The organism is Hanstruepera sp. CR43 (assembly GCF_055227665.1).
Genome location: NZ_CP200078.1, coordinates 2,144,553 through 2,170,641, shown reverse-complemented (window position 1 = coordinate 2,170,641; position 26,089 = coordinate 2,144,553). Strand labels below are relative to the sequence as shown.

Here is a 26,089-nt window from a genome sequence, read left to right as displayed (position 1 = left end):
TTTTTAATATTTAATCACTCTAAGAACTTTGGTGTTTTTAGCTTGTTTTACTTTCACAATATAAATTCCTGCTTCCAATTCAGAGCCAAATGTATGTTTTTGATCTGGTCTAAATGTAGCCTTATGAACTAACTTATTGCTCATATCATAAACAAGAACTACCGCATCACTATTTAGATCTAATGATCGTAATCTCATATCAAATGAGGTATTAGATGGGTTTGGCCAAGCAACAGCATCAAATTGAGCTTCTCTATTCAATGGATCGCTTTCATTATCGTAAACTGGACAAGGATCACAAATATCTGCAGCATTCCATATAACATTGTTTAATCCATGAACTTTTTCAGCAATAAACAATCCTGTCATATAGGTTGGCTCTGGGTTATTACTATTAACATTAGAACCTTTTGCCAATATTTGTCTTGTTGCATAAATAACAGCATTCACATCTGATCCTTTTTCTATATCAACATTATTGTTGACATAAAAGGTTACATTATTTCCATTTGAATTAAGTGTTCCATTTTCGGCAAGCATGAATCTATCATTAATATAGACATTTGCACAACCACTAAACTCAATACTCGCTCCTTCACTGGTTTTTATTCTGTTGACAAAAACATTAGATTGAGAGAATATTACAGTAGCACCACTTCTAACCCAAACTTCATCATAAACGTCGCCGTCTAGTGTTCGCGTACCTCCATTTGGAATTGTCACTGATTCACTGTTTCTTGACGATTGCGTATTATAAATGAAATCAGGAATTATAGGGTTAGCCGCTTCATTGATCTCTTCACCAATAGTACTACCTTGGTTCAAAGTAAATGTAGAAGCTTGTCCAAATTCTACGATATGACTGTCCTGATGTAATTGAATTTCACCGTCATTACTGCCAGCTCCAACACCACCTGATTGTACAGAATTGTTTCCATGAAGGAAAACTTCATTTGTTGCAAAAATAGTATAATCAGATAAAGGTGTTCCTTCAATAATACTTGTTACTTCAATCTCTTCATAAGTTGTACAACCTGTTTCAGAGGTAACCGTAACGCCATAAATGCCATTATCTACTACTGTGATACTTTGAGTATCTTCTCCTGTCGTCCACTCATAAGTAACGGTAACATCACTTTCAGCAGTCAGGATTACACCTCGACAGAAAACTGATAATGGTTCTTCAGTAATAGTGAGTGTTGGAATAACACCTTCAACAGTTACTGTTGCCTCACAAGAATTCTCATTACCATTAACATCAATTACGGTAAGCGTCACTGTGTTATCACCAATCTCATCACAAGTAAAGGCTTGAGGTGAAACCGTCATGGATTCTATGCCACATGCATCACTACTTCCAGCTCCGATGGCATCTATATCTTCAGACGACAGCATATAATTACCTGTAGAATCTAATGAAACTGTAATATTATTACACACCACATCTGGCATCACATTATCTTCTACTGTTACAGTTGCTGTAGCTGTTGAAACATTTCCTCCAACGTCAGTTACTGTTAATGTTACGGTATTATCTCCAACATTTTCACAAGTGAAAGATTCCATATCAATTGTCATAGTCTCAATACCACAATCATCAGATGACCCGTTATTGATATCTTCAACAGTAATTGACGCATTACCGGATTCGTCTAATTGAATAGTAATATCCTGTGCAATAGCTACTGGAGGAATGTTATCCTCAAGTGTGATTGTTTGAGTTGAACTAGCCGGACATGGTCCTGAAGTTGTGTACTCTACAGTATATGTGTTCCCTAAAGTACCGTTAGTGATAGCACCTGTTTCAGAATCTATTTGAGCTCCATCACCCGGTTCTGGGTTAAATGCAAATGTTCCTCCAGCATCTCCAGTTACTGTGGCGGTAGCTTCATTACAAGTTGAATCCAACGTAAATGATGCATCTTCTGCAGGTAATACCGTTACAGATTGTGTACTACTTGCTGGACAAGGTCCTGAAGTGGTATATTCCACAGTATAAGTTGCACCTGGTGTTCCATTGGTGATTGTTCCATCAGAACCAATTTCAGCACCATCGCCTGGTTCTGGATTGAATGCAAATGTTCCACCTGCATCGCCTGTTACTGTTGCCGTGGCTCCATCACAAGTTGCCTCTAAAGTAAATGACGCATCTTCTGCGGGTAAAACCGTTACAGATTGTGTACTACTTGCTGGACATGGCCCTGAAGTAGTGTATTCAACTGTATAAGTAGCTCCTGATGTTCCACCAGAAATATTACCATTAGAATCAATTACCGCTCCATCATTAGGTTCAGGATTGAATGCAAATGTTCCACCTGCATCTCCTGTTACCGTTGCCGTGGCTCCATCACATGTTGCCTCTAATGTAAATGACGCATCTTCTGCAGGTAGTACCGTTACAGATTGCATACTACTTGCTGGACATGGTCCTGATGTAGTATATTCCAAAGTATAGGTAGCTCCTGGTGTTCCGCCAATAATATTTCCGTTAGGATCAACTTCTGCGCCATCACCCGGTTCTGGATTGAATGCAAATGTTCCTCCAGCATCACCTGTAATAGTTGCCATAGCACCGTCACAAGTTGCCTCTAAAGTAAATGAAGCATCTTCAGCGTCTAATACAGTGACATCTTGAGTGCTACTTGTTGGGCAATCGCCCGCAGTAGTATACTCAACCGTGTAAGTCGCACCTGGTGTGCCATTGATTATTTCACCCGTAACAGGATCAATTTGAGCATCATCTCCTGGTTCAGGATTGAATGCAAATGTTCCACCTGCATCTCCTGTTATTGTTGCCGTAGCACCATCACAGGTTGCCTCTAATGTGAACGAGGCATCTTCAGAACCTAATACCGTAACATCTTGAGTGCTGCTTGAAGCACACTCTCCAGAAGTTGTATATTCAACAGTATAGGTAGTTCCTTCAACACCATTTGTTATCTCGCCTGTTTCAGCATTAATTTCAGCACCATCTTCTGGTTGTGGGTTGAATGTAAATGTTCCACCTGTATCTCCAGTTACAACAGCTGTTGCGCCGCCACAAGTTGCAGTTAACTCAAATGAAGCATCTTCAGCTGGTAATAAGGTCACAGATTCTGTAGCTGTAGAGCCACATTCACCTGAGATTGTATACACAACGGTATATGTTTCTCCCGGTGTACCATTAGTAATTTCACCTGTGTCTGCATTTATTTCAGCATCATCCGTTGGTTCAGGATCAAAACTAAACGTTCCACCTTCATCACCTGTGATTGTAGCTGTAGCGCCATTACATGATGGCTCCATAGTAAATGAAGCTTCACCACCTGACCCACTCACTGTAACGGTTACTTCGTCAACAACAGTAGCTGTTCCCCCAGTACATAAATCATAAGTCACCGTAGCTGTATATGTTGTTGTTTCAGTTGGTGATACAGTAATTGTTTCAGAATTACCTAATGAAGTATCTCCATCGAACCACTCGAATACAAAACTTGGGGTATCCTCATAAGGTGCAAATCTGTAAGATTCAGGAGCATCTGGAGTTACTTCCCAAACACCTGTATTTCTTCCAGCTGGTGTAAATGCTATAGTATCATCAATATTTTGAACCCCTATTACGGCATTTCCATCATTCCATGAAGCACAAATTGGTTTTTCAAACACATTGATATCAATGTTGTTTGAAGATTCATATAATATAATTTGCGAACTAGAATGTAAAGTTTGATTACAAGCACTTCCAAAATGAGCAACTTCAACATAATTCACTACAAACATTCTGTATGGTGCAGAACCAATTACCAAGTAATTAATGTCACCTGACACAGAAGGATCTATATCATGGGCTACTCCAAAGATATTGGCTTGTGTCAAACTTGTATTGTCATTATTAGGCAGTGTATCACCTGGATCAATATTCCAGTTATTGAAACCACCAGCATTTCCTAATTCAAAACTCAATACACCATTCGAACCTATTAGAATTTGATCGTAGATTTCACCAAAGAAACAGAATTCAAAACCTAAATCAATAACCTCTGACCATCTATCATCTATATCTAAACTTGTCGGTGTTCCTCCCACAGTTGTTGGCAAAGGACATGAATCCAATGCATTAATAGTGTAATTATTAGTGTCTTGGCCAAATAAATGATAAACAGCTGTCAAATCAGTAGACGTGTTTTCATCACAATCTACAGCAGCATCCTCACCTGCATACACAATAGAACATGGGTTTGGTGGTGGAGGACAAATAAATGTTATTGGACTACTGATTACATCACACGTATCATCATCAGACTTTATAGTCGTGATTGTAACTACTGTATTGGCAGCATAAGGTCCCATGGTTATTACACCTGGAGCAGTAGCTGTTTGTGAAGGACTTCCTTGATCATCAGAAATGATAATCGAAGCCGCTCCACTTAAGTCTTCAACATTAACCTCTAAAACAAACTCTGGATTATCTGGATCTGTATCACAGTCTCCAACAGCATTAAAGGTTACTTCCTGCGGTATACAAACTGTTCTAAAAGTAGATTCTATACAGCCTGTATCAGCAGGACCATTATCGTTATATGGTATTACAGTTACATAATACTCTGTTGCATTTTCTAAAGTACCAGGGTCATATGTTAAAACGTCTCCAACATCTACACCATCTAGAACATCTGTCCCTCCTGGCGTAGTACCCATATTAATAAGATATCCTGTTACTACTATAGAAGCTGGAGTCCATGTTAAATCAGCATTAATATCAACATCTATAGCTCCATCAGCTGGTGCTGTAACAGTTGCGTTACAATTTGGCACTGCTGTTGGATCAAAACAAGCTACGTCAAAATTCCATTCTGGTCTACTTCCTGAAGAACAACTTACTGAACCGTCTGATTCATACCATACGGTAAGTGAATCTCCTGTCGTAAAGAATGACAGACCTGAAAGTTCTCCTTGTCCTTCAAAAATTATACTACCATCTGAATCGGTAATACGGATAGTATCAAATCCGTTCTCCATATTTCCAGAGGTAAACGCAATTGCTAACGGTGAGCCATCTGAACTTTGGAAACTAAAAACATCTACCCAAACATTAGCTCCAGCTCCACCACTATTATTTTCATAACAGAAAGTTGTATTGACAACTTCTCCTGAAGCACAATCCACAATTTGATTTGGATCATTTTTAATTGTAAAACTCTCTTCTGTACAATTTTCAGCGTTACCATTATCATTATATGGCACAATGGTCACATAGTAAGTTGTTTCATACTCTAATGTTCCAGGATCATAAGTCAATACATTGCCTACATCAATACCGTCCAAAACATCAGTTCCTCCAGGAGTGGTACCCATATATAATGTATATCCAGTAACAAATACAGTGGCAGCACTCCATGTTAAATCTTCATTTTCATTAACATCTATACTACCATTTGCAACAGCTCCTGTTAAAGAAGCGTTACAGTTTGGAAGTGCAGATGTATCTACACAAGTTACATCAAAATCCCATTCTGGTCTGCTCCCTGAAGAACAACTTACTGAACCATCAGACTCGTACCACACTGTTAAAGAATCTCCAGTTGTAATGAAAGATAATCCAGAAAGTTCTCCTTGACCTTCAAAAATAATACTACCATCTGAATCGGTTATTCTAATTCTATCAAATCCTACCTCCATGTTACCAGAGTTAAAGGAAATGGATAACGGTGCCCCATTAGAACTTTGGAAACTAAAAACATCAATAAAATTATTATTGCCAGCCCCGCCACTATTATTCTCATAACAGAATGTGGTATTAATTATTTCTCCAGAATCACAATCAACTATTTGATTTGGGTCATCTTTAATTGTAAAACTTTGCTCATTACAATTAATGGCAGGACCATTATCATTGTAAGGAACTATAGTTACATAATATGTGGTTTCATAATCCAAAGTTCCTAGATCGTAAGTTGTTGCAGGACCATTGTCAAAATTGTCCAAAACATCCGTTCCACCTGGGGTAGTACCAATGGAAATGGTATATCCCGTTACAATAATAGAAGCTGCACTCCATGTGATATCCGTATTTTCATTGACATCAACAGCACCATTAGCTGGTGTTGTCAATACTGAATTACAGTTTGGAACTGCAGTGGTATCAATACACGACACATCAAAATTCAACGGCACATAACCGTTAGCTTGACAGCTAACTGAAAAATCACTATCAATCTCAATAAAAATAAAACCGGTGGTTGAGTTAACAGAAACACCTGTCATATTACCACCGTTGTTATCATCATATAGAACTGTTCCTGTATTGTCTGTACCATCATAAATGGTAATTTGGTCACAGCATTCTTCCATTTGTCCCGCATTGAAAAACACATTCATTGGGCCACCATCAGAACTCTGGAAGTTCCAGGTTTGTGTTTCATTATTACCATAACAGTAAACCGTGTTAATTGGGGTTCCAGCCGCACAATCAACTGGCGCATTAGGATCAGCACCTGTTGTGAATGAAAATTCCTGACAACCTTCAGCAGGACCATTGGCATTATATCCTAAAACAGATACATAATAAGTTGTTGAGTATTCCAAAGGCGCTCCAAAGGTATAGGACGTTGACAATCCAACATCTTCATTATCTACGATGTCTGTTCCGCCTGGTGTTGTACCCACTGTCAAAGTATATCCAGTTGGTATTCCCGTTGCCGCGCTCCACTCCAAATTGGTGTTAATCCCAACGCCATTAGCCCCATTGGCAGGTGTTATTAAATTAACACATGATGGTGGATCAACCACTACTTGTGTAGCTGTTACGTTATCTATATATATATAATAAGTTCCTTCTAACCATGTTGCATCGAAACGCAATTTGAAATCAGAGCCAACTGGTAAGTTCGCCGCTGGTACAACTGTACTAAAATTAAAACAATCACTGGATGTAATATGGTTAACATCATTTATTGTTTCAATGGTGTTCCAAACACCCCCATTGTTGGTTGAGTATTGAACTCGTAATTCTCCCCAACCAGGTGGTGTGGCATCCACAGCAGCTGACCAATCGACAATTTTATAATCGAAAGTAATGGTTAAATCACTACCATTCGATAAGCCTACTTGGTTTGGTGAAGTAAGGTGAGCAGTCGTGTTAGCGTCAAAAAGATTGACTCGTTGAGAGAATCCTTGACAGACTTGAACTACAGCTCCAAAATAATCTCCGGCATCAGACGTCCAACCAGTTGGTAGTGTCAATCCGCCATCGAAATTTTCTGTTAATCCTATTTGTGAAAATCCACTAAGTGAAATAAGCGCAAACAAGATGGAAAAAGTAAATTTTTTCATCGTTATTAATGTTAGGTTTAATGACTAATAATGCAGTAGGCTAACAATATTTCACTGGGACCATAAAATATAGGACCCTAAAATTAGTGAAAATGATTGTTTACGTAGCAACAATATGATAAACTACTTTTTTATTCGTTGAATTGGTAGGACCAAAAGTTGGTAATACTGTTTGTCGGATTTTATGGTGTTTTCCTCTGATTAAGGTGCTGGATTGGGAATTATTTTATGTATTTCATCAATAGATTCTAATATTTCCTCGGTAAGATTTACATGGATACTATCAATATTTTCCTTGAGTTGACTCATGTTTGTAGCGCCAATAATATTACTAGTTACAAAAGGTTGTTGGGTTACAAAAGCCAATGCCATTTGAGCAAGAGACATATTATTTTCAGCAGCTAATTCCATATATTTTTTGGTTGCATTTGTTGATTGTTCACTACTGTAACGCGAAAACCTTGGAAACAAATTTAATCGTGCATTATCAGCAGCAGTACCCGTGATATACTTTCCAGACAAAACTCCAAACGCCATTGGAGAATAGGCCAACAATCCAATGTGTTCTCTGAGGGATATTTCAGCCATATCGCCTTCAAAAACACGATTCAATAATGAGTAGGCATTCTGAATGGTTATCATGCGAGGTAGCTTATTAATTTTTGACTCCTCCAAATACCGCATGGTTCCCCAGGCTTTTTCGTTAGAAATACCTATATGCCTGATTTTACCTGCCTTTATGATTTCATCAAGGGTATATAAAATTTCATTAAAATTATCTTCCCATTTATCATTTGGGTTATGCTTGTAGTCTCTAATACCAAACGTATTTGTTTGTCGCTCTGGCCAATGCAATTGATATAGATCAATGTAATCCGTTTTAAGACGCTTTAAACTATTATTAACAGCATCTTCTAGTGCTGAAGGACTAAATCCTGTGGTTCGTATATGTGCCGTATAATCTCCAGGACCAGCAATTTTAGTTGCCAAAACCACCTTATCCCGATTGCCCGTTTTCTGGAACCAATTACCAATTATTTTTTCCGTTCTGGAATACGTCTCTGCAGTTGCTGGCACCGGATATAGTTCTGCAGTATCAAAAAAATTGATGCCTTGTGAAAATGCATAATCCATTTGTTCATGACCTTCTGACTCGGTATTTTGGTTACCCCATGTCATAGTTCCCAAACAAATTTTACTGACTTCTATATCGGTATGTGGTAAGTTGGTGTATTTCATAAAAAATTAATATTCTGCTTTTGGCAAGGGCTACATATCATTTAATAATTTGGTGATTTCATCTAATTTTGGTGTTAAAATGACCTCAATACGTCTATTTTTGGTCCTGCCTTCAGATGTTTCATTGGATGCTACCGGTGCATATTCGCCCCTTCCTGCAGCGGTTAAGTTTTCAGGATTTATGGCGGGATTTTCTCTTAAGATATTAACAATAGCAGTGGCTCTTTTCGTAGATAAATCCCAATTGCCACTTAATTGGCCATTACCTTTGTACGGGACATTATCCGTATGACCTTCAATCAAAATAGCAATTTCAGGATTGTCCGCTAATACAGACCCTAATTGTTTAACTGCCTGTTTACCATTAGACCCAACTGCCCAACTGCCCGATTCGAACAGCAACTTGTTTTCCATAGACACATAGACCTTACCTCCACGTTGTTCTACAGTCAAACCTTTGCCTTCAAAATCGGTTAAAGCACTAGAAATGGCATCTTTTAGCCGTTTCATATCTGCATCTTTAGCAGAAATAACGCTCTCCAGTTCTGCCACACGATTTGAGCGTTCTTCCAATTCTTTTTTCAATTTTTCCAAGCGAGCATTCTCGGCCGTAAGTGCTTGTTCTTTTGCTTCAAGTTGTGCTAATAATTCACGGTTTTTTTGAGCATTTTCAGCTATTGAAGCCGAACTGTTTTTCTCAAGAGCATCATAGGAAGCCTTTAAATTATCCAGATTAGTCTTTGTTGCCTGATAATCTCTCTGTAATCTATCACGCTGCGCGATGGCATCATCATAGTCTTTTTGTAAGTTTTCCAATTCATTTAAAGCTTTATTTTTCGCACTTAAAAGTGCATCATTTTCAGCAGAAAGTTCTCTGTTTTGATCTTTTAAAGTATTGTATTTACTCTCTAAATCTTTATAAACTTTTGGTGACACACATGATGTCATAAGAACTATTATCAAGGCGCCTAAAAAATATTTTTTCATCTATTTACTATTAATCAGTTAATTACTTATTTCCAATAACACCGGACAGTGGTCGCTATGTACTGCCTCCGAGAGTATAACTGCTCTTTCAATTTTTTCTTGTAAAGGTTTTGCTACCATGGTATAATCCAAACGCCAACCTTTGTTATTGGCTCGAGCGTTTGCACGATAACTCCACCAGCTGTATTCCTGCTTGCCAGGATGCAGGTATCTAAATCCATCAATAAAGCCGCTCCTAATGAAATTTCCAATCCATTCACGCTCGACTGGCAGGAATCCAGAAACACCTTTCATTTTAGGATTATGAATATCAATTTCTTCATGACAAATGTTATAATCACCACAAATAATCAAGTTTGGAATATCTTGTTTTAAGTCGTTAATGTAGTTCTGAAACATATCCATATATTCCAATTTGTGGTCCAATCTGGCATCATTGGTTCCTGATGGTAAATACAAGCTCATAACCGAGAACCCTTCAAAATCCAAACGCAAATTTCGTCCTTCAAAATCCATAGACTCAATACCAGTGCCATATTCAACATGCTTGGGTTCAACCTTACTTAAAATAGCCACACCACTATATCCTTTTTTTTGAGCGCTAAACCAATACTGATATGGATAACCGGCTTCTTCAAAAATACTTAAGTCTAATTGTTCTTTTAATGCCTTTATTTCCTGCAAACAAACTACATCGGGATTCGCATTCTTTAACCAATCAACAAATCCTTTGTTTAAAGCTGCACGAATGCCGTTAACATTATAAGAAATGATTTTCATCTTAAGTCATTTAGAATTTCAGCTAAAATAAATAATGCGTTACTTTTACACTATTAATTTAAAGTGCTTTTAACAAAAACTATTAACAAAATATTTTGGCTATAAAGTAGTTTAAGTATCAAATGAAATTAACTGCAACGCTTTTACTGTTTCTTATTGGTTTTTGTGCTTTAGCACAAGATCAAAACTCTAATTATAAAAGCAAAAAAGTTGCGGTTTCCGATACGATTGTTATTGACTCCGTGAGTATCAATTCAAGTTTTTTTTCAATTAAAACCAAAGACAGCTCTTTTGTTGATACATCGTTTTATGAAATTGATTTTGCTAAAGCCACTTTGACTCTAACAAAACCACTTCCAACGGACTCTATTATTATCAATTATTTAAGTTATCCTGATTTTTTAACCAAAACTTACAGACAATTGGACGATGACGTCATACTCGCTAATACAACGAATCAACAGAAATTATACAAACTATCCCAACCCAGCGAAAAATCCAATTTTACGCCTTTTGATGGCTTGACAACCACCGGAAGTATTTCGCGTGGTATTGTTATTGGCAACAACCAAAATTCTGTATTAAACAGCGAGCTTGATTTACAGGTCACTGGTAAGTTAAGCGACAAAGTATCGTTACGTGCCTCTATTCAGGATGCCAATATCCCACTACAAGAAAGTGGCTATTCACAGCGATTGGATGAATTTGATCAAGTGTTTATCGAACTCTTTAGTGATAATTGGAAAATTCGCGCTGGTGATGTAGACTTGGAAAATAACAATTCTTATTTTGGAAATTTTAGCAAGCGTGTCCAAGGCTTGTCAATCAATGCGCGATTAAATCATTCAGAATCTACAACCAATTTATTTGCTGCTGGCGCCTTGGTTCGTGGTCAATTTACCACCAGTCAATTTATTGCTCAAGAAGGCAACCAAGGACCTTATAAGTTACGAGGCCCTAATGAAGAATTATATGTTTTAATCGTGTCTGGAAGTGAAACCGTCTACGTCAATGGAATAGCATTGGAACGTGGAGAAAACAAAGATTACATCATTGACTACAATGCCGGTGAAATTATTTTCAATCCAACCTTTCCAATTACTTCCGAAATGCGTATCACGGTTGATTATCAATTCAGTGAGCGCAACTACTCTCGCCTAGTAGTTTTTGGAGGTGGTAATTACACGAGTGACAAGCTGAAATTGGGTGTAAGTATTTACAGTGAAAACGACTCTAAAAATAATCCGCTTCAGCAAAACTTATCGGAAGAGCAGGTTCAAATTCTAGCAAATGCTGGTGATGACAAAAGTCAAATGGTCGCGCCTTCCAGCACGCCTGAAGCTTACAATGAAAATCGTATTTTATATAAAAAAGAAATTATTAACGGTGTTGAAGCCTTTGTGTTTTCTAACAATCCAGATGACACCCTTTTTAGTGTGACGTTTTCATTAGTCGGTGACAATCAGGGAAATTATGTGGTAAGCTCTATTGACGCCATTTCAACCATTTATGAATATGTAGAGCCCATAGCGGGAATCCCGCAAGGAAATTATGAACCAATCATTCAACTCATAGCGCCAACCAAACTCCAATTGGCCATCGTAAACGGATCTTACACACCAACCAACAAAACGGATATTGGTTTTGAATTGGCAGGAAGCAAGAATGATTTGAACTTGTTTTCAAGCATCGATGATGACGACAACGATGGCTATGCAGCCAAGCTGAAAGTGAATCAGGCCATAGTAAAAAATGACAGTCTTTGGAATGTATCTGCTAATATCGATACCGATTATATCAATGAAAATTTCAGAACCATTCAGCGTATCTACAATGCCGAATTCAATCGAGATTGGAACTTAGGGTTGGAAACAGGCTCACAGAATATTACCAATTTTGGAAATCAACTGATTTTTAAATCTGGTTTAAGCTTATTTCATCTTAAAAAGGGCATGGCCAATTACCAATTTGAACACCTCAACTATACCGATAATTTTAATGGTAATCGGCATTTAATTGGTGTCAATTTCAACCTGAACAAGTGGCAAATTAATTCTAGCTCCAGCTTTTTATCAGCAACCGCAAGCACCTCTACGTCAACCTTTTTACGCTCGTATAATCAGATAACGTATAGCTTTAACAAAGCATGGGCTGGAACGCGAATTGGTTTGGAGGATAATGAACAAAAAGAAAGAGCGACCAATGCTTACACGCCTTTAAGTCAGCGTTTCCAATCTTATGAGGTATTTGCCGGCATTGGTGATAGCACCAAGATTTTTGCTGAAGTCGGTTACAAATATCGAACGAATGATAGTATAAGAAACAATACACTTCAAAAAGTAAACACATCCAACACCATTTATTTAGATTCCAGAATTATTCAAAACGCCAAAACCAATTTATCTATCTATGCTAATTATCGCGTTTTGAAAGATGTTGACCCGAATAAAGAGAATGAACAATCCTTAAACTCCCGTTTAATCTATGGACAACGCTTTTGGGAACAGCTTATTTATTGGAATACCATCTTTGAAACCAATTCAGGTACTTTACCACAACAGGATTTCACCTATGTTGAAGTGGAATCTGGTACAGGAATTTATACTTGGATTGACTATAATAACAATGGTATTCAGGAATTGGAGGAATTTGAAATAGCGCAATTTCAAGATGAAGCCGACTATATTCGTGTATTATTACCTAATCAAGTTTTTATCAAAACCCATCAAAACCGATTTAGTCAATTACTGACTTTAAACCCGCAACAATGGGCTAATTCTGATAATGGCTTTTTAAAAGTATTGGCGCATTTTCACAGCCAAACCTCATTTTTAATTGACCGAAAAGAAAAGCGTCAAGGCAACACCTTTAACCTGAATCCCTTTAATGGCGATGAAGCCAATCAATTGGCATTACAGCAAAACTTTAGAAGTGTGCTGTTCTTTAATCGTGGTAAACAACGGTACACAACCTCTTATACCTATTTAAACAATGCAACCAAAAACACCTTATCATTTGGGTTTATTGAAAGTAAGTTAAAAAGTCATAAGCTGTTATTTACACATAAATTTGCCACCAGTTGGTTACTGAATTTGGAATCCAATTTTAACAACAACATTAGTATTAGTGAAAACTACGCTAGTAAGAATTTTGATATTGACGAAACCAACTTTAACCCTAAATTATCATATCTGTTAAACGACAACACCCGTTTTGATGTGTTTTTTCAGTATGCTTCAAAAGAAAATACCATCAGTAATTTTGAAACCCTAAAACAGCAGAAATACGGTGCTTCATTCACCTTTGCCAATTTTCAAAAGTCGGCTATCAGTGGCGAGTTTAATTATTTTACAAATGATTTTTCGGGTAGTGCCAATACTGCTGTGGCTTACCAAATGATGGAAGGTTTACAACCTGGAAAAAACTATACTTGGAGTGTGTTGGCACAAAAAAAGATTACCCGCTATTTGGATTTAAACTTAACGTATTACGGTAGAAAATCTGAAACCAGTAAGGTGATTCATACGGGAAATGTACAGTTGAAGGCTTATTTTTAGTCTCTTGTAACCCAAGTTACACATTACCATATATTTTTTTGTAGCTTTGTATCAATGGGCAAATTGTTTAGCATAACATTTTCATTTCTAATACTTTTCCAAAGTTTTAATTTAAGCTTTGAGGATGTTTCCCGCTTTAATATACTTTTAGAACACGCCCAATATCACCAGGAACAGTATGGTGACTCCTTTTTTGAGTTTCTTGCTGAGCATTATGGTGATAGTACTTATCATCCAAAAGCCGATCATTCAGATCATGAAAAGCTTCCGTTTAAGGATCATCATAAAGCCTGTGTTCATGCTAATGTGGTTTTTACACTGAACACCATAGATTACCCATTGTTTTATGAACCCTTTTTAGAAATCCCTTTTAACTTCTTTTATAAAGAATCTGTTTCTTTATTTGAAAAACCATCAATTTTTCAACCACCCAAGTTCGCTTAATTCATTTACCATATTTTATTTTTTCGATTAAGGCAATCCTTGATTGGCAAACACCATATTTAAATGAATTATGTTAGAAAACATCATAAAATTTAGTTTAAAGAATAAGCTTATTATTCTCTTATTTATAGTCTTTATAATAGGTTTTGGATTTTTTTCCTTAACCAGAATTTCCATTGGTGCTGTACCAGACATTACCAATAACCAGGTACAGGTGATCACCACATCGCGCAACTTGGCAACACAAGATGTAGAACAATTTATTACCTATCCGGTAGAATTGGAAATGGCTAATTTACCTGGTGTACAGGAAATTCGATCGGTATCAAAATTTGGCCTTTCAGTAGTTACCATCGTCTTTGATGATGATTTGGGTACCTATTTACCACGACAGCTAATTGCCGAAAAAATAAAATCGGCTTCCGAAAAAATCCCTGAAGGATTTGGTTCACCCGAAATGGGACCAATTACTACTGGTTTGGGTGAAATTTATCAATACATTCTGGATGTTAAACCTGAATATAAAGATGACTACTCCATAACCGATTTGCGCACCATTCAAGATTGGATCGTGAAACGGCAACTATCTGGCATTCCAGGTGTGGTTGAAGTCAATACTTGGGGTGGCTATTTAAAGCAATATGAAGTCGCTATTAATCCGTTGAAGCTAACAGCCATGAATATCTCCATTGGCGATATCTATCTGGCTCTAGAAAAAAACAACAGTGTTGCTGGTGGCGGCTATATTGAAAAAACCAACAAAGCCTATTTTATACGTGGTGAAGGATTGGTTGCTTCTTTAAAAGATATTGAAAACATTGTTGTCAAAAATGATGGCGTTCCTATTTACATAAAAGATGTTGCCAAAGTAGGCTTTGGTCATGCCACACGTTTTGGTGCCATTACCGGAAATGGCGAAGGCGAAAAAGTATTAGGGCAAATCATGATGCTTAAAGGTGGTAACTCCAAAAAAATTATTGATGCCGTAAAAGACCGCGTTGCCGAAATACAACAAACATTACCAAAAGGGGTTTATATTAATGGCTTTTTGGAACGTAGTGAACTCATTAACAAGACTACCTTTACTGTTTCTGAAAATCTAATATTAGGATCCTTAATCGTCATTTTTGTAGTGGTTTTATTGCTGGGCAATTGGCGTTCGGGACTTATTGTAGCATCGGTTATTCCATTAAGCTTGTTGTTTGCCATTTCTTTAATGAATCTCTTTGGTGTTGATGCCAACCTGATGAGTTTAGGTGCTATAGACTTTGGGATTATTATTGATGGTGCCGTTATTATTGTGGAGTTTATAGCATTTCAAATCACCGCCCAAAGTGCCAAATTAAAGCACCTCTCAAAAGAAACGGTTGATGGCATTACCTTAAAAAGTGCCTCAAAAATGATGAATTCTGCCATTTTTGGCCAACTCATTATTCTCATTGTTTTTATACCAATTTTATCATTAAGTGGTATTGAAGGTAAAATGTTCAAACCCATGGCTATGACCTTCAGCTTTGCTTTAATTGGTGCCATGCTGTTTTGTTTAACCTATGTTCCAGTTGTCTCATCATTATTCTTAAAGCCCAGCAAGACTAGTAAAAGAAGTTTGTCTGCAAGGCTTATGAATACCATAAATAATTGGTATCAGCCGTCTTTACATTGGAGCTTAAACCATAAAAAAGTGGTCATAGGCTCTTCATTGGTATTACTGGTTTTAAGTATTGGCATTTTTAATCGAATGGGTGGTGAATTTGTGCCCACATTGGACGAAGGCGACTTTGTTATTCAGCCTGTTTTAAAAACAGGCACGTCATTGGGAAAGACCATTGAAATAACCACAAAAATTGAATCCATTTTGTTGGATAACTTTCCTGAAGTAGATCAAGTAGTGAGTAGAATTGGAGCCGCTGAAGTACCAACCGACCCAATGTCCATGGAACAAAGTGATGTCATTATTAAACTCAAACCCAAAGACGAATGGGTTTCTGCTGAAAGCAAAGATGAATTGGCTGAAAAATTCAAAGAAGCCCTTACGGTAATTCCTGGCATGGAGGTTGAATTTACCCAGCCCATTGAAATGCGCTTCAATGAGCTCATTACAGGTGTGCGTGCTGATGTGGCCATTAAAATTTTTGGGGAGGATTTATCAGTTTTGGCCAGTAAAGCCGAAGAAATAAAAACGGTTATTGCCAATGTTGATGGTGCTTCAGATATAATTGTAGAGAAAGTAGAAGGATTGCCTCAAATGAGTGTAACCTTCAACAGAAACAAAATTGCCCGTTACGGTCTTAACATAGCCGATTTAAACCAAATCATTTCTATGGGATTTGCAGGCGATGTGATAGGTAGCATTTTTGAAGGCGAAAAGCGTTTCGATTTAGCCATCAGATTAGATAGTGATCATCGTCAAAAATTAGCGGATTTACAAAACCTGTATGTTGATTTACCAAACGGTGGTAAAATACCCTTAAACGAATTGGCCGATATTTCCTATTCAACAGGACCAGCACAGATTTCCCGTGACGATACTAAACGTCGCATAGTTATTGGTATTAACGTAAGAAATCGAGATTTACAATCCGTTGTTAATGACGTCCAAATTTTAATCAATGATAAGATTCAACTACCTGTTGGTTATAGTATAACCTATGGTGGGCAATTTGAGAATTTACAGAGTGCCAAAAACCGACTTATGGTTGCCGTTCCTGTGGCATTGGTACTCATTTTTGTTTTATTATACTTTGCTTTTAACTCGGTAAAAGACGCGCTTATGGTTTATTCAGCGATTCCTTTAGCAGCAGTTGGCGGAGTCCTTTTACTTTGGATACGTGATTTACCCTTTAGCATTTCAGCAGGGGTTGGTTTTATTGCATTGTTTGGTATTGCCGTTTTAAATGGTATTGTACTCATTGAGCATTTCAAGGAACTTAAACATAACGGCTTTGAAAGCATTGAACAACTGATCAAACAAGGTGCCACGGAACGTTTAAGACCTGTTTTATTAACAGCCTCTGCTGCGGCTCTAGGGTTTTTACCTATGGCTGTTTCTACCAATGCTGGTGCTGAAGTACAGCGACCACTTGCGACTGTAGTGATAGGTGGTTTAGTTACCGCTACCATATTAACGTTGGTGGTATTACCCGTTTTATATGCTTGGTTGGAAGAGAAAAAATCCATTAAAATGAAGAAAAAAAATATACCCACAATAATTGCACTATTAATTTCATTCAGTGGATTTTCACAACAAAATCCACTTACTGTTGAAGAAACCATTGGCTTGGCAATAGAAAACAACAAAGGTATTGAAGCCTCATTACTGAAAGTTGATGAAGCCCAAGCACGGATTGGAAGTGCTTTTGATTTTGATAAAACCAATATTTTTTACAGCTATGACGAGAATAATTTAGCTGTCAATAATAAACCATTGAATGTATTTGGTATCTCGCAAGATTTCAAATTTCCAACTCTGTACTTTGCTGATAAGAAAGTGAATCAAGCGGCCTACAATGTGCAACAGTCACAGCATAATATGGCACTTCAAAAATTGAAGGAGCGTATTTATGCCAATTACTACCAATTGCAATACGTTAAAAACAAGGCTCAAACTTATAAATATCTAGACAGCTTGTACAGTACATTCTCAAAAAATGCTAAGCGGCGTTTTGAATTAGGTGAAACCAATTATCTGGAAATGATTACAGCTCAATCAAAGGCTAAACAAATTCAAACAAGGTACAAACAAGCTCTGCACGATGTTATCGCGGCCTCGGAAAATCTCAAACAAGTTGTTCAGGTAGATACGCTTCAAATAGTTGATGAACCTTTGGACAAAGTTGTATTGCAAAGCTTTTCCCTTGAAAACAATCCCAAAGTAGGTTTTTATGAGGAATCCAAAATATACTATCAAGCCCTGAACAGTAAAGAAAAACAACAATTGTTACCAGATATTTCAGCAGAATATTTTATTGGAACCAATAGTGGATTAAATAACAGCATTCAAGGTTATCAATTTGGATTAAAAATTCCATTGTTCTTTTCTGGCAACGCATCCCGAATAAAAGCTTCAAAAATTGCCGAGGAGATTATAACATCTCAAGAAGAAGATTTTAAAACAATTATTCAAAAAGAATATCAAACGCTGTTAGCCAAACTTAAAGAGCACGAAGAGTCCATTATTTATTATGAAACCCAAGGCAAAAGACTTTCAGAAGAAATCATAAAAACAGCCTCCAGAACTTTTAAGGAAGGTGAAATTGATTTCTTTCAATACATTCAAAGTATAGAAACCGCCCAGGATATAGAATTGGAATATCTGGACAACCTAAATAAATACAATCAAGTGGCAATCATTATCAACCATTTAACTTTATAACATTAAATCATGAAAGTACTATATATAACATTTATTGCTTTAGCACTTTGGAGCTGCGGAAATTCAGAAAAGGAAGAACCTGCTATAGTTGATAATCAGGAACACCATGACCAAATAATATTAACAAAGACGCAATTTGAAGGTGAGAACATGCAATTGGGATCTATTGCTGAACACGATTTCACCGAAACGGTTGTGGTTAACGGTATGATTGATGTGCCACCACATAACAAATCGCGAGTGACCACTTTCATGGCAGGTTATATTACCAAAACACCTTTATTAGTTGGTGACCAAGTTAAAAAAGGACAGCTTTTGGTGACTATGGAAAATACGGAATACGTGGCCTTACAGCAACAATTTTTGGAAGTTGCAGAACAACTAAATTATTTAAAAAATGAATTTATACGTCAAAAAACATTATTTGATGAACAAATAACCTCTGAAAAAAATTACCTCAAAGCTGAAAGCACCTATAAAAGCAGTTTAGCCCAATACAGTGGGCTAAAAAAGAAGCTACAAATGCTCAATATCAATCCAAATACCGTGTTAAAAGGTGACTTCACATCTTCCATCAATATTTATGCACCTATTACAGGTTCTGTAACATCAGTAAACGTGAGCAATGGCACCTATGTTGGTGCCAGTGATGTGATTATGGAAATCGTGGATATTGATCATATACATTTAGAATTGTCAGTTTTTGAAAAAGACATCATGAAAATAAAAAAAGGACAAAAAATAACCTTTAAAATACCTGAAGCATCAAATAAAACTTACACAGCTGACGTGCATTTGGTTGGCACTACCATTGATGAAACCTCCAGACGTGTTAAGGTTCATGGACATATTGATAACGAGGAAGAGAATTTTATTGTTGGCATGTTTGTAGAAGCAGCTATCCATGTTAATGATACAAAAAGTATGGGACTACCTAAAGGAGCTGTTGTCAAATCGGGTAATCATAACTACATATTTGTCCTGAACGACAAAACTTCAGAAAACTTAGTATTTAGTAAAACAGAAGTCGAAACTGGAATGGAATCTGAAGACTTTATTGAAATACTAAATCCAGACAAGTTCAAATCCGAAAAAATAATAATAACGGGAACTGGTATGCTTTCTAATGATAGTGAAGGCGGACATGGACATTAATAAAAAACTCCCAAGTAATACTTGGGAGTTTTTATTTCGTTTTTCGTTGCATAAAGAAGCTATCACATCTTCATCAACCATTCCTTGACGTCTACTTCTTTTTTAATGATGTCTCGAAGCTCTTCTATTTTAACTCTTTTTTGTTCCATAGTATCTCGGTGACGAATAGTTACCGTGTTGTCCTCTATACTTTCACCATCAACTGTAATACAAAATGGCGTTCCAGCCGCATCTTGACGACGGTAACGGCGCCCAACGGCATCTTTTTCATCATAAGCAACATTAAAGTCCCATTTTAAGTCATCAACAATATCTTTTGCCATTTTTGTTAATGCCTCATCTTTTCTAACTAATGGTAGAATGGCTGCTTTTGTAGGGGCCAAAACAGCCGGTAACTTTAGAACTGTTCTTTCACTTCCGTCTTCTAAAGTTTCGTCTTGTAAACTATTAGAGAATACTGCTAAAAACATACGATCTAACCCAATGGAAGTTTCCAACACATAAGGTGTATAGCTCGTATTATCTTCATGATCAAAATATTGTAGTTTCTTTCCTGAAAATTCTTCGTGTTGTTTTAAATCGAAATCGGTACGAGAGTGAATTCCCTCCAATTCCTTAAATCCAAATGGGAATTTAAATTCTATATCGGTAGCAGCATCGGCATAATGTGCTAATTTTTCATGGTCGTGGAAACGGTAATTTTCATCTCCCATTCCTAACGATTTATGCCATTTCAATCGAGTTTCTTTCCAGTAATCAAACCATTCTTTTTGCGTACCAGGTTTGATAAAGTATTGCATTTCCATTTGTTCAAATTCCCGCATTCTAAATATAAACTGTCTGGCAACAATTTCATTTCTAAATGCTTTTCCTGTTTGGGCAATACCAAACGGGATTTTCATACGGCCTGTTTTTTGAACATTTAAGAAATTAACAAAAATTCCTTGAGCAGTTTCTGGTCTCAGGTACAAATCCATGGCGTGTTCAGCGCTGGCTCCCAGTTTGGTTCCGAACATTAAATTAAATTGTTTGACATCAGTCCAGTTTCTGGAACCTGTTAAAGGATCTGCAATTTCCAATTCTTCTATCAAAGCCTTCACATCAGCTAAATCTTCTTTTTCCAAAGACTTCGCCATTCTGGAAAGGGTTGTGTCAATTTTTTCCTGGTAACCTAACACCCGTTGGTTGGTAGATATAAACTCTTCTTTATTAAAAGCATCTCCAAAACGTTTAGTAGCTTTTGCTACTTCCTTATCTATCTTAGCCTCAATTTTCGCACAGTAATCTTCTATAAGGACATCAGCACGATAGCGTTTTTTAGAATCTTTATTGTCAATCAACGGATCATTAAATGCATCAACATGCCCTGAAGCTTTCCAAGTTGTAGGGTGCATAAAGATAGCTGCATCAATACCCACAATGTTGTCATGCATTTGCACCATGGCTTTCCACCAATAGTCACGAATGTTCTTTTTTAACTCTGCACCATTTTGAGCATAATCGTAAACTGCACTTAAACCATCGTAGATTTCACTGCTTTGAAACACATAACCATACTCTTTTGCGTGAGAGATTACCTTCTTAAATTGATCGTCGTTGTTTGTCATAGTGCAAAAATAAAAAACCGCTCCAATTAATGGAACGGTTTCTTGAGAAATAAAATTGGTTAGCTAATTAAGTATTATTTCTGATGATCCTAACTTAAAATCATCGTGAAAAACGGAAATAAGATAATTTCCTTTCTTAAGTTTTTGTTTTTGATTGACATTTATTTTAGTACAAACGTCTAAATTTCGATTGCGGTAATTTACTGAAGTCTTACCACTGTACGTTAACTCGGCCTTACCAAAAGTTACAGTCCCTCTATCTGAAATTACATCATCATCAGGTCCTAAAATCTGAACATAGATGTCTTTGTTTCCTTCTGAAGAATACGCATTTTCAAGAACGGTGAAACACACTTCTAAATTATCAGCTTCATTAGCATTCAGCGTTTCAACATCATAATTACTATTGTTAGTAATAATAGCGGACACATTAATACTGTTAACCTTCAAAGCTGTAATTTCATTAACAATATCTGTCAGCTTCTTGTTTTCTTCTGCCAACATGGATAACTGATTGGTTTGCTTATCCAGCTTTTCAGTAGCATCCTGCGCTTTTTCAGCCAATGCGTCTTTTTGATTTTGAATGGTTTGAATTTGATTAAACAAATTCCTTCTTTCTTGCTTTAATACGGCAATCTCTCTTTTATACTTAGTAATTAAAGGGAAATTGGCTTTCGCTGTTTTCAAAGAATCTAAAATGAGGTGCATTCTAGATTTAGATTGTTGCAACTGTGAAGCTAATTCTTTATTATCAACACTAACTTCATCATAGAGCGTAATCATATCTGATAATTCATTTTGAACAAGATTGACTTCTTGCTTAATAAACTGCTCGTGTTTCTTAAGTGTGTTGTAACTAGAAAAGCTGTACGACCCTAATACAACAATGGCTATTACCAAAGTACCAATAATTAATCTGTAGTTAAATAATTGAGGGTTAACTATCATCTTAATTAATTTTATCCTACGAATCTAAATATTAAGATCGTGTTGACGGATTTTTATCGATAAAATGATAAAAAACTTGTTGAAGTTCTTTTTCGATTAAAAATAACTTGCTTTCTGTATTAGAACTTGTAAGATATTTATATTAAATTGGTTATATATGCTTCAATCATTGATTAATATTTTTTACCCTAAAGTCTGTTACACTTGTAATCTTCTTTTGCAGGATTATGAGCAGTATATCTGTACAAAATGTCGGCATGATCTGCCTGTAACCAACTGTCATTTAAATGATGACAACAGTGTTTTAAATATTTTTTATGGCCGTTGTAAACTGGAAAATGCGACAGCTTTGCTTTGGTTTGAAAAAAGAGGAATTACCCAAAAATTAATTCACAGTCTAAAATAGAAAGGTTTTGAAGAAATAGGGTTGTTTTTGGGTGACTGGTTAGGTGAAGAATTAAAGGAAGTTGGTGGCTATCAAAACATTGACTTGGTATTACCTGTCCCATTGCACAGGAAAAAATTATCAAAAAGAGGATACAATCAAGTTGCTAAATTTGGCGAACATATTGCCAAAGCCCTCAATGCGCAATATATTGATGATGTACTGATAAAAGCAACCAATACCAACTCACAAGTGCATAAAAATCGCATTGCCAGATGGCTAAATGCGTCTGAAATTTTTAAAGCTGAAAACCTACAAAAAATAGAAAACAAACACATTTTATTGGTTGATGATATTGTTACCACAGGAGCAACCGTTGAGTCATGTGTAAATGTTTTAAAAAAGGCACAAAATGTTAAAATTAGTTTAGCAACTATGGCAGTGACCGCTTAAGGTTTTTATAATAATAAATATGTTGTTTCTTTGCACAAATAATAGTTAGAAATGCGCAAAATAATTTCAAAAATAATTCTAGTAATTGCAATTATACTCACCATATCCAATTGCGCAAATCGTGGAAGACCAAGTGGAGGAATAAAGGACATTATCCCTCCAAAAATAACGAAATCGGAACCAGAAAACCAGTCTGTGAACTTTCAAGGGGATGAGATTAGAATTTATTTTGACGAATACATTAAAATCAAAAACCTACAACGTCAATTGATTATTTCACCACCAATGGATCCGATGCCTGAAATAACGCCATTGGGCAATGCCAATAAATACATAAAAATCAGAATAATTGATACACTGGCTGCAAACACCACATACGCTTTTAATTTTGGCAATAGTATTGTTGACAACAATGAGGAAAATCCATTCCCATACTACAAATATGTGTTTTCAACAGGCAGCTATATTGATTCTTTGTCTATTAAAGGTCAAATTACAAGTGCAACATTACGACAACCTGAAGATTTTATTTCGGTTATGCTCTACGAAGTTGACTCTACTTTAACCGATTCCATAGTTTACTTCAAGCAACCAAGATACATAACCAATACATTGGATAGCACAACTACTTTTACCCTTGAAAATTTAAAGGCAGGAAAATATCTTATGGTTGCCCTAAAAGACGAAAATCAAGATTATAAATTTCAACCTAAATCAGACAAGATTGCCTTTAACAGCTCCTATGTAACTGTCCCAACTGACAGCTCGTATACGTTAAAACTATTCAAAGAGGAATTAGACTCTAAAATCATCAGACCTCGGTTACTTTCTGGTGAAAAAATAGGCTTTGGTTTTGAAGGGCCTAACACCGATTTCACAATAGATATTACTTCTGAAGTTCCCAGTGAATTTGAATACCGAATAACCAAAGACCCAAAAACCGACACACTAAATTATTGGTACAAACCGAGATTAGAAGTGGACTCACTTATTTTCCAAGTAACCAATAAAGATTATAACGAAAACTTTACCATAAAAATAAGTGAGCAAGCGCGAGATACCCTCACCATATCATCCTCTCCATCGGGAACCCTCAACTTTAATGACAACTTTAAGATTACTGGATCCGTTCCTTTCGTTAATTTCGATACTGAAAAAGTGACTATCATAGATAAAGACTCACTACCTGTAAGCTTTTCAACCAAATTAGATTCACTTTCTAACACCTTTTCTTTTGAATTTGAAAAGAAAGAAAGTGATCGTTACAGAATTCAGATACTTCCAGAAGCCTTTACTGATTTTTTTGGTGACACGAATGATACACTCAGCTACAGTTTAAGTACCAAAACCTATTCTGATTATAGCAACGCAAGAATTATTTTAGAAAATGCTACCTATCCTGTTATTGTGCAGCTTACAGATGATAAAGGAGACGTGAAATATGAAATTTACAGTACTAAACCAGAACCTATTGATTTTAGGAATGTTGAATCTGGTAAATATTTTATCAGAACGGTTTTTGATTCCAATAAAAATGGCAAGTATGATACTGGTAAGTTTCTTGAAAATCGTCAGCCAGAACGAATAAGCTACATGGATTACACTTATGAGGCTAGACCCAATTTTGATGAGGAAATAACGTTTACATTAAACTAAAGTTGTCCTTATCGTCCAGAAACTTGAGTTTATCGCGATAGTAGACAATATGCTTCTTCTCAATTGTAGCAATTTCTATCTGTTCTTTATTAGGCCTTAATGGCGTGATGTTATTCCCCAAAACATCATAAATAGCGGAATGTCCTGAATATTCATTTTCTTTACCATCCAGGCCTATTCTATTCACCCCAATACAATAACTCATATTCTCGATAGCCCTTGCCTTTAAAAGCGCATCCCAGGCTGCAATACGCGGTTTGGGCCAATTGGCAACATATAATAACAGGTCATAATCCTCAACATTTCTTGCCCACACCGGGAATCTTAAATCATAGCAAATTAGTGGGCAAATTTTCCAGCCTTTATAATCAATAATTACTTTTTCCTTACCTGCTGTAAATATTTTGTCTTCACCTGCCAAAGAAAATGTATGGCGTTTATCGTAAGTGTTTAAAGTGCCATCTGGGAAAGCAAAAACTAACCGATTTAAATAATGACCATTTTCTTCAATAATCAAACTCCCTACAATAGCAAATTGATGCTTTTGGGCTTTTTCTATCATCCAAGCAACCGTCTTACCATCCATGCTTTCAGCGACTGCTTGCGCATTCATAGTAAAACCAGTTGAAAACATTTCAGGTAAAATGACTAGATCGACATCATCTGGCAACAAATCAAATTTCGATTTGAAATGCTTTCTATTAGCTTTGGGATCTTCCCAAACCAAATCGGTTTGGATGAAGGCTGTTTTTAGTTGGTCTTGCATAATTTTTAGGCTTTAAGCCTTTTTAAATTTCTTTTCAGCTTTTAAAATATTTTCATTCAGTTTATCTAGTTTTTTTAACCATTTCTCTTCAGCTTCTGGGCTTAATTTCCCTTTATCTTTAAGTTTGTTGTATTTGGCTTCGGCATCTTGGTATTTATCTTGTGCCTTTTCTAAATTATTGCGTGCCTTTTCCTTTTTTTGATGCTCTTTCTCGGCTTTTTTGTGCTTTTTTTCAGCACGTTTCATGTCCTTTTCTGCCCTATCATGCTCTTTATGAATGGCTTTAGCTTCTTTTTCGGTCATTTCCTGTGCTGACAGATTGAAACTAACTATTGAAAGGATTAAAAATAAAATTATGCGTTTCATATTCCAAAAATATTCTATGTTAATATAAAACTTTAGACACAACATTTTATGAATCGTAACACA

At 36.4% G+C, this 26,089-nt stretch carries 14 protein-coding genes; 6 read left to right on the top strand and 8 right to left on the bottom strand.

Features of this window, described 5'->3' with window-relative positions:
• Positions 1-3 precede the first annotated feature (3 nt).
• The 4 genes from ACKXGU_RS09860 to ACKXGU_RS09845 all read right to left on the bottom strand — a co-directional run bounded on the left by ACKXGU_RS09860 (position 4) and on the right by ACKXGU_RS09845 (position 10,317).
• Positions 4-7,311: a T9SS type A sorting domain-containing protein gene (locus ACKXGU_RS09860; protein WP_463465156.1), complete on the bottom strand. Its 7,308-nt coding sequence runs from the start codon at positions 7,309-7,311 to the stop codon at positions 4-6.
• Between the two features lie 201 nt (positions 7,312-7,512).
• Positions 7,513-8,550: an aldo/keto reductase gene (locus ACKXGU_RS09855; RefSeq protein ID WP_463465155.1), complete on the bottom strand. Its 1,038-nt coding sequence runs from the start codon at positions 8,548-8,550 to the stop codon at positions 7,513-7,515.
• Between the two features lie 30 nt (positions 8,551-8,580).
• Positions 8,581-9,537, bottom strand: coding sequence for an OmpA/MotB family protein (locus ACKXGU_RS09850; protein WP_463465154.1), 957 nt, complete (start codon positions 9,535-9,537; stop codon positions 8,581-8,583).
• An 18-nt stretch (positions 9,538-9,555) separates the two neighbouring features.
• Positions 9,556-10,317 (bottom strand): exodeoxyribonuclease III, encoded by a 762-nt coding sequence (locus tag ACKXGU_RS09845; protein WP_463465153.1) that lies wholly within the window; start codon positions 10,315-10,317, stop codon positions 9,556-9,558.
• Positions 10,318-10,439: 122 nt separating this feature from the next.
• Here ACKXGU_RS09845 and ACKXGU_RS09840 point away from each other — a divergent pair, with 122 nt between their 5' ends.
• The 4 genes from ACKXGU_RS09840 to ACKXGU_RS09825 all read left to right on the top strand — a co-directional run bounded on the left by ACKXGU_RS09840 (position 10,440) and on the right by ACKXGU_RS09825 (position 19,845).
• Positions 10,440-13,874: a hypothetical protein gene (locus tag ACKXGU_RS09840; protein ID WP_463465152.1), complete on the top strand. Its 3,435-nt coding sequence runs from the start codon at positions 10,440-10,442 to the stop codon at positions 13,872-13,874.
• A 54-nt stretch (positions 13,875-13,928) separates the two neighbouring features.
• Positions 13,929-14,318, top strand: coding sequence for a hypothetical protein (locus ACKXGU_RS09835; protein ID WP_463465151.1), 390 nt, complete (start codon positions 13,929-13,931; stop codon positions 14,316-14,318).
• Positions 14,319-14,388: 70 nt separating this feature from the next.
• Positions 14,389-18,690 carry a CusA/CzcA family heavy metal efflux RND transporter gene (locus ACKXGU_RS09830; RefSeq protein ID WP_463465150.1) on the top strand — a complete coding sequence of 1,434 codons (4,302 nt, stop codon included), beginning with the start codon at positions 14,389-14,391 and terminating at the stop codon, positions 18,688-18,690.
• 9 nt (positions 18,691-18,699) lie between these two features.
• The gene (locus tag ACKXGU_RS09825; protein ID WP_463465149.1) at positions 18,700-19,845 is read left to right on the top strand and encodes an efflux RND transporter periplasmic adaptor subunit; all 1,146 of its coding nucleotides are present in this window, start codon (positions 18,700-18,702) and stop codon (positions 19,843-19,845) included.
• A 62-nt stretch (positions 19,846-19,907) separates the two neighbouring features.
• Here ACKXGU_RS09825 and ACKXGU_RS09820 read toward each other — a convergent pair whose 3' ends face one another.
• Positions 19,908-21,452: a glycine--tRNA ligase gene (locus ACKXGU_RS09820; RefSeq protein WP_463465148.1), complete on the bottom strand. Its 1,545-nt coding sequence runs from the start codon at positions 21,450-21,452 to the stop codon at positions 19,908-19,910.
• 63 nt (positions 21,453-21,515) lie between these two features.
• Positions 21,516-22,400: a hypothetical protein gene (locus tag ACKXGU_RS09815; RefSeq protein WP_463465147.1), complete on the bottom strand. Its 885-nt coding sequence runs from the start codon at positions 22,398-22,400 to the stop codon at positions 21,516-21,518.
• Positions 22,401-22,833: 433 nt separating this feature from the next.
• On the opposite strand from ACKXGU_RS09815, the gene ACKXGU_RS09810 reads away from it, so the two are divergent.
• Together ACKXGU_RS09810 and ACKXGU_RS09805 are read left to right on the top strand one after the other, a co-directional pair.
• Positions 22,834-23,238, top strand: coding sequence for a ComF family protein (locus ACKXGU_RS09810; protein ID WP_463465146.1), 405 nt, complete (start codon positions 22,834-22,836; stop codon positions 23,236-23,238).
• A 51-nt stretch (positions 23,239-23,289) separates the two neighbouring features.
• Entirely contained in the window at positions 23,290-24,894 is a 1,605-nt protein-coding gene (locus ACKXGU_RS09805) for an Ig-like domain-containing domain (RefSeq protein ID WP_463465145.1), read from the top strand.
• On the opposite strand, the gene ACKXGU_RS09800 is transcribed toward ACKXGU_RS09805, so the two are convergent.
• Together ACKXGU_RS09800 and ACKXGU_RS09795 are read right to left on the bottom strand one after the other, a co-directional pair.
• A complete protein-coding gene (locus ACKXGU_RS09800; RefSeq protein WP_463465144.1) occupies positions 24,881-25,660 on the bottom strand; it encodes an amidohydrolase in 780 nt (259 codons plus the stop codon). The two genes, ACKXGU_RS09805 and ACKXGU_RS09800, sit on opposite strands and share 14 nt — an antisense overlap.
• A gap of 12 nt (positions 25,661-25,672) precedes the next feature.
• Complete coding sequence (locus tag ACKXGU_RS09795; RefSeq protein ID WP_463465143.1) at positions 25,673-26,026, bottom strand: hypothetical protein; 354 nt, start codon at positions 26,024-26,026, stop codon at positions 25,673-25,675.
• Between the last annotated feature and the right edge of the window lie 63 nt (positions 26,027-26,089).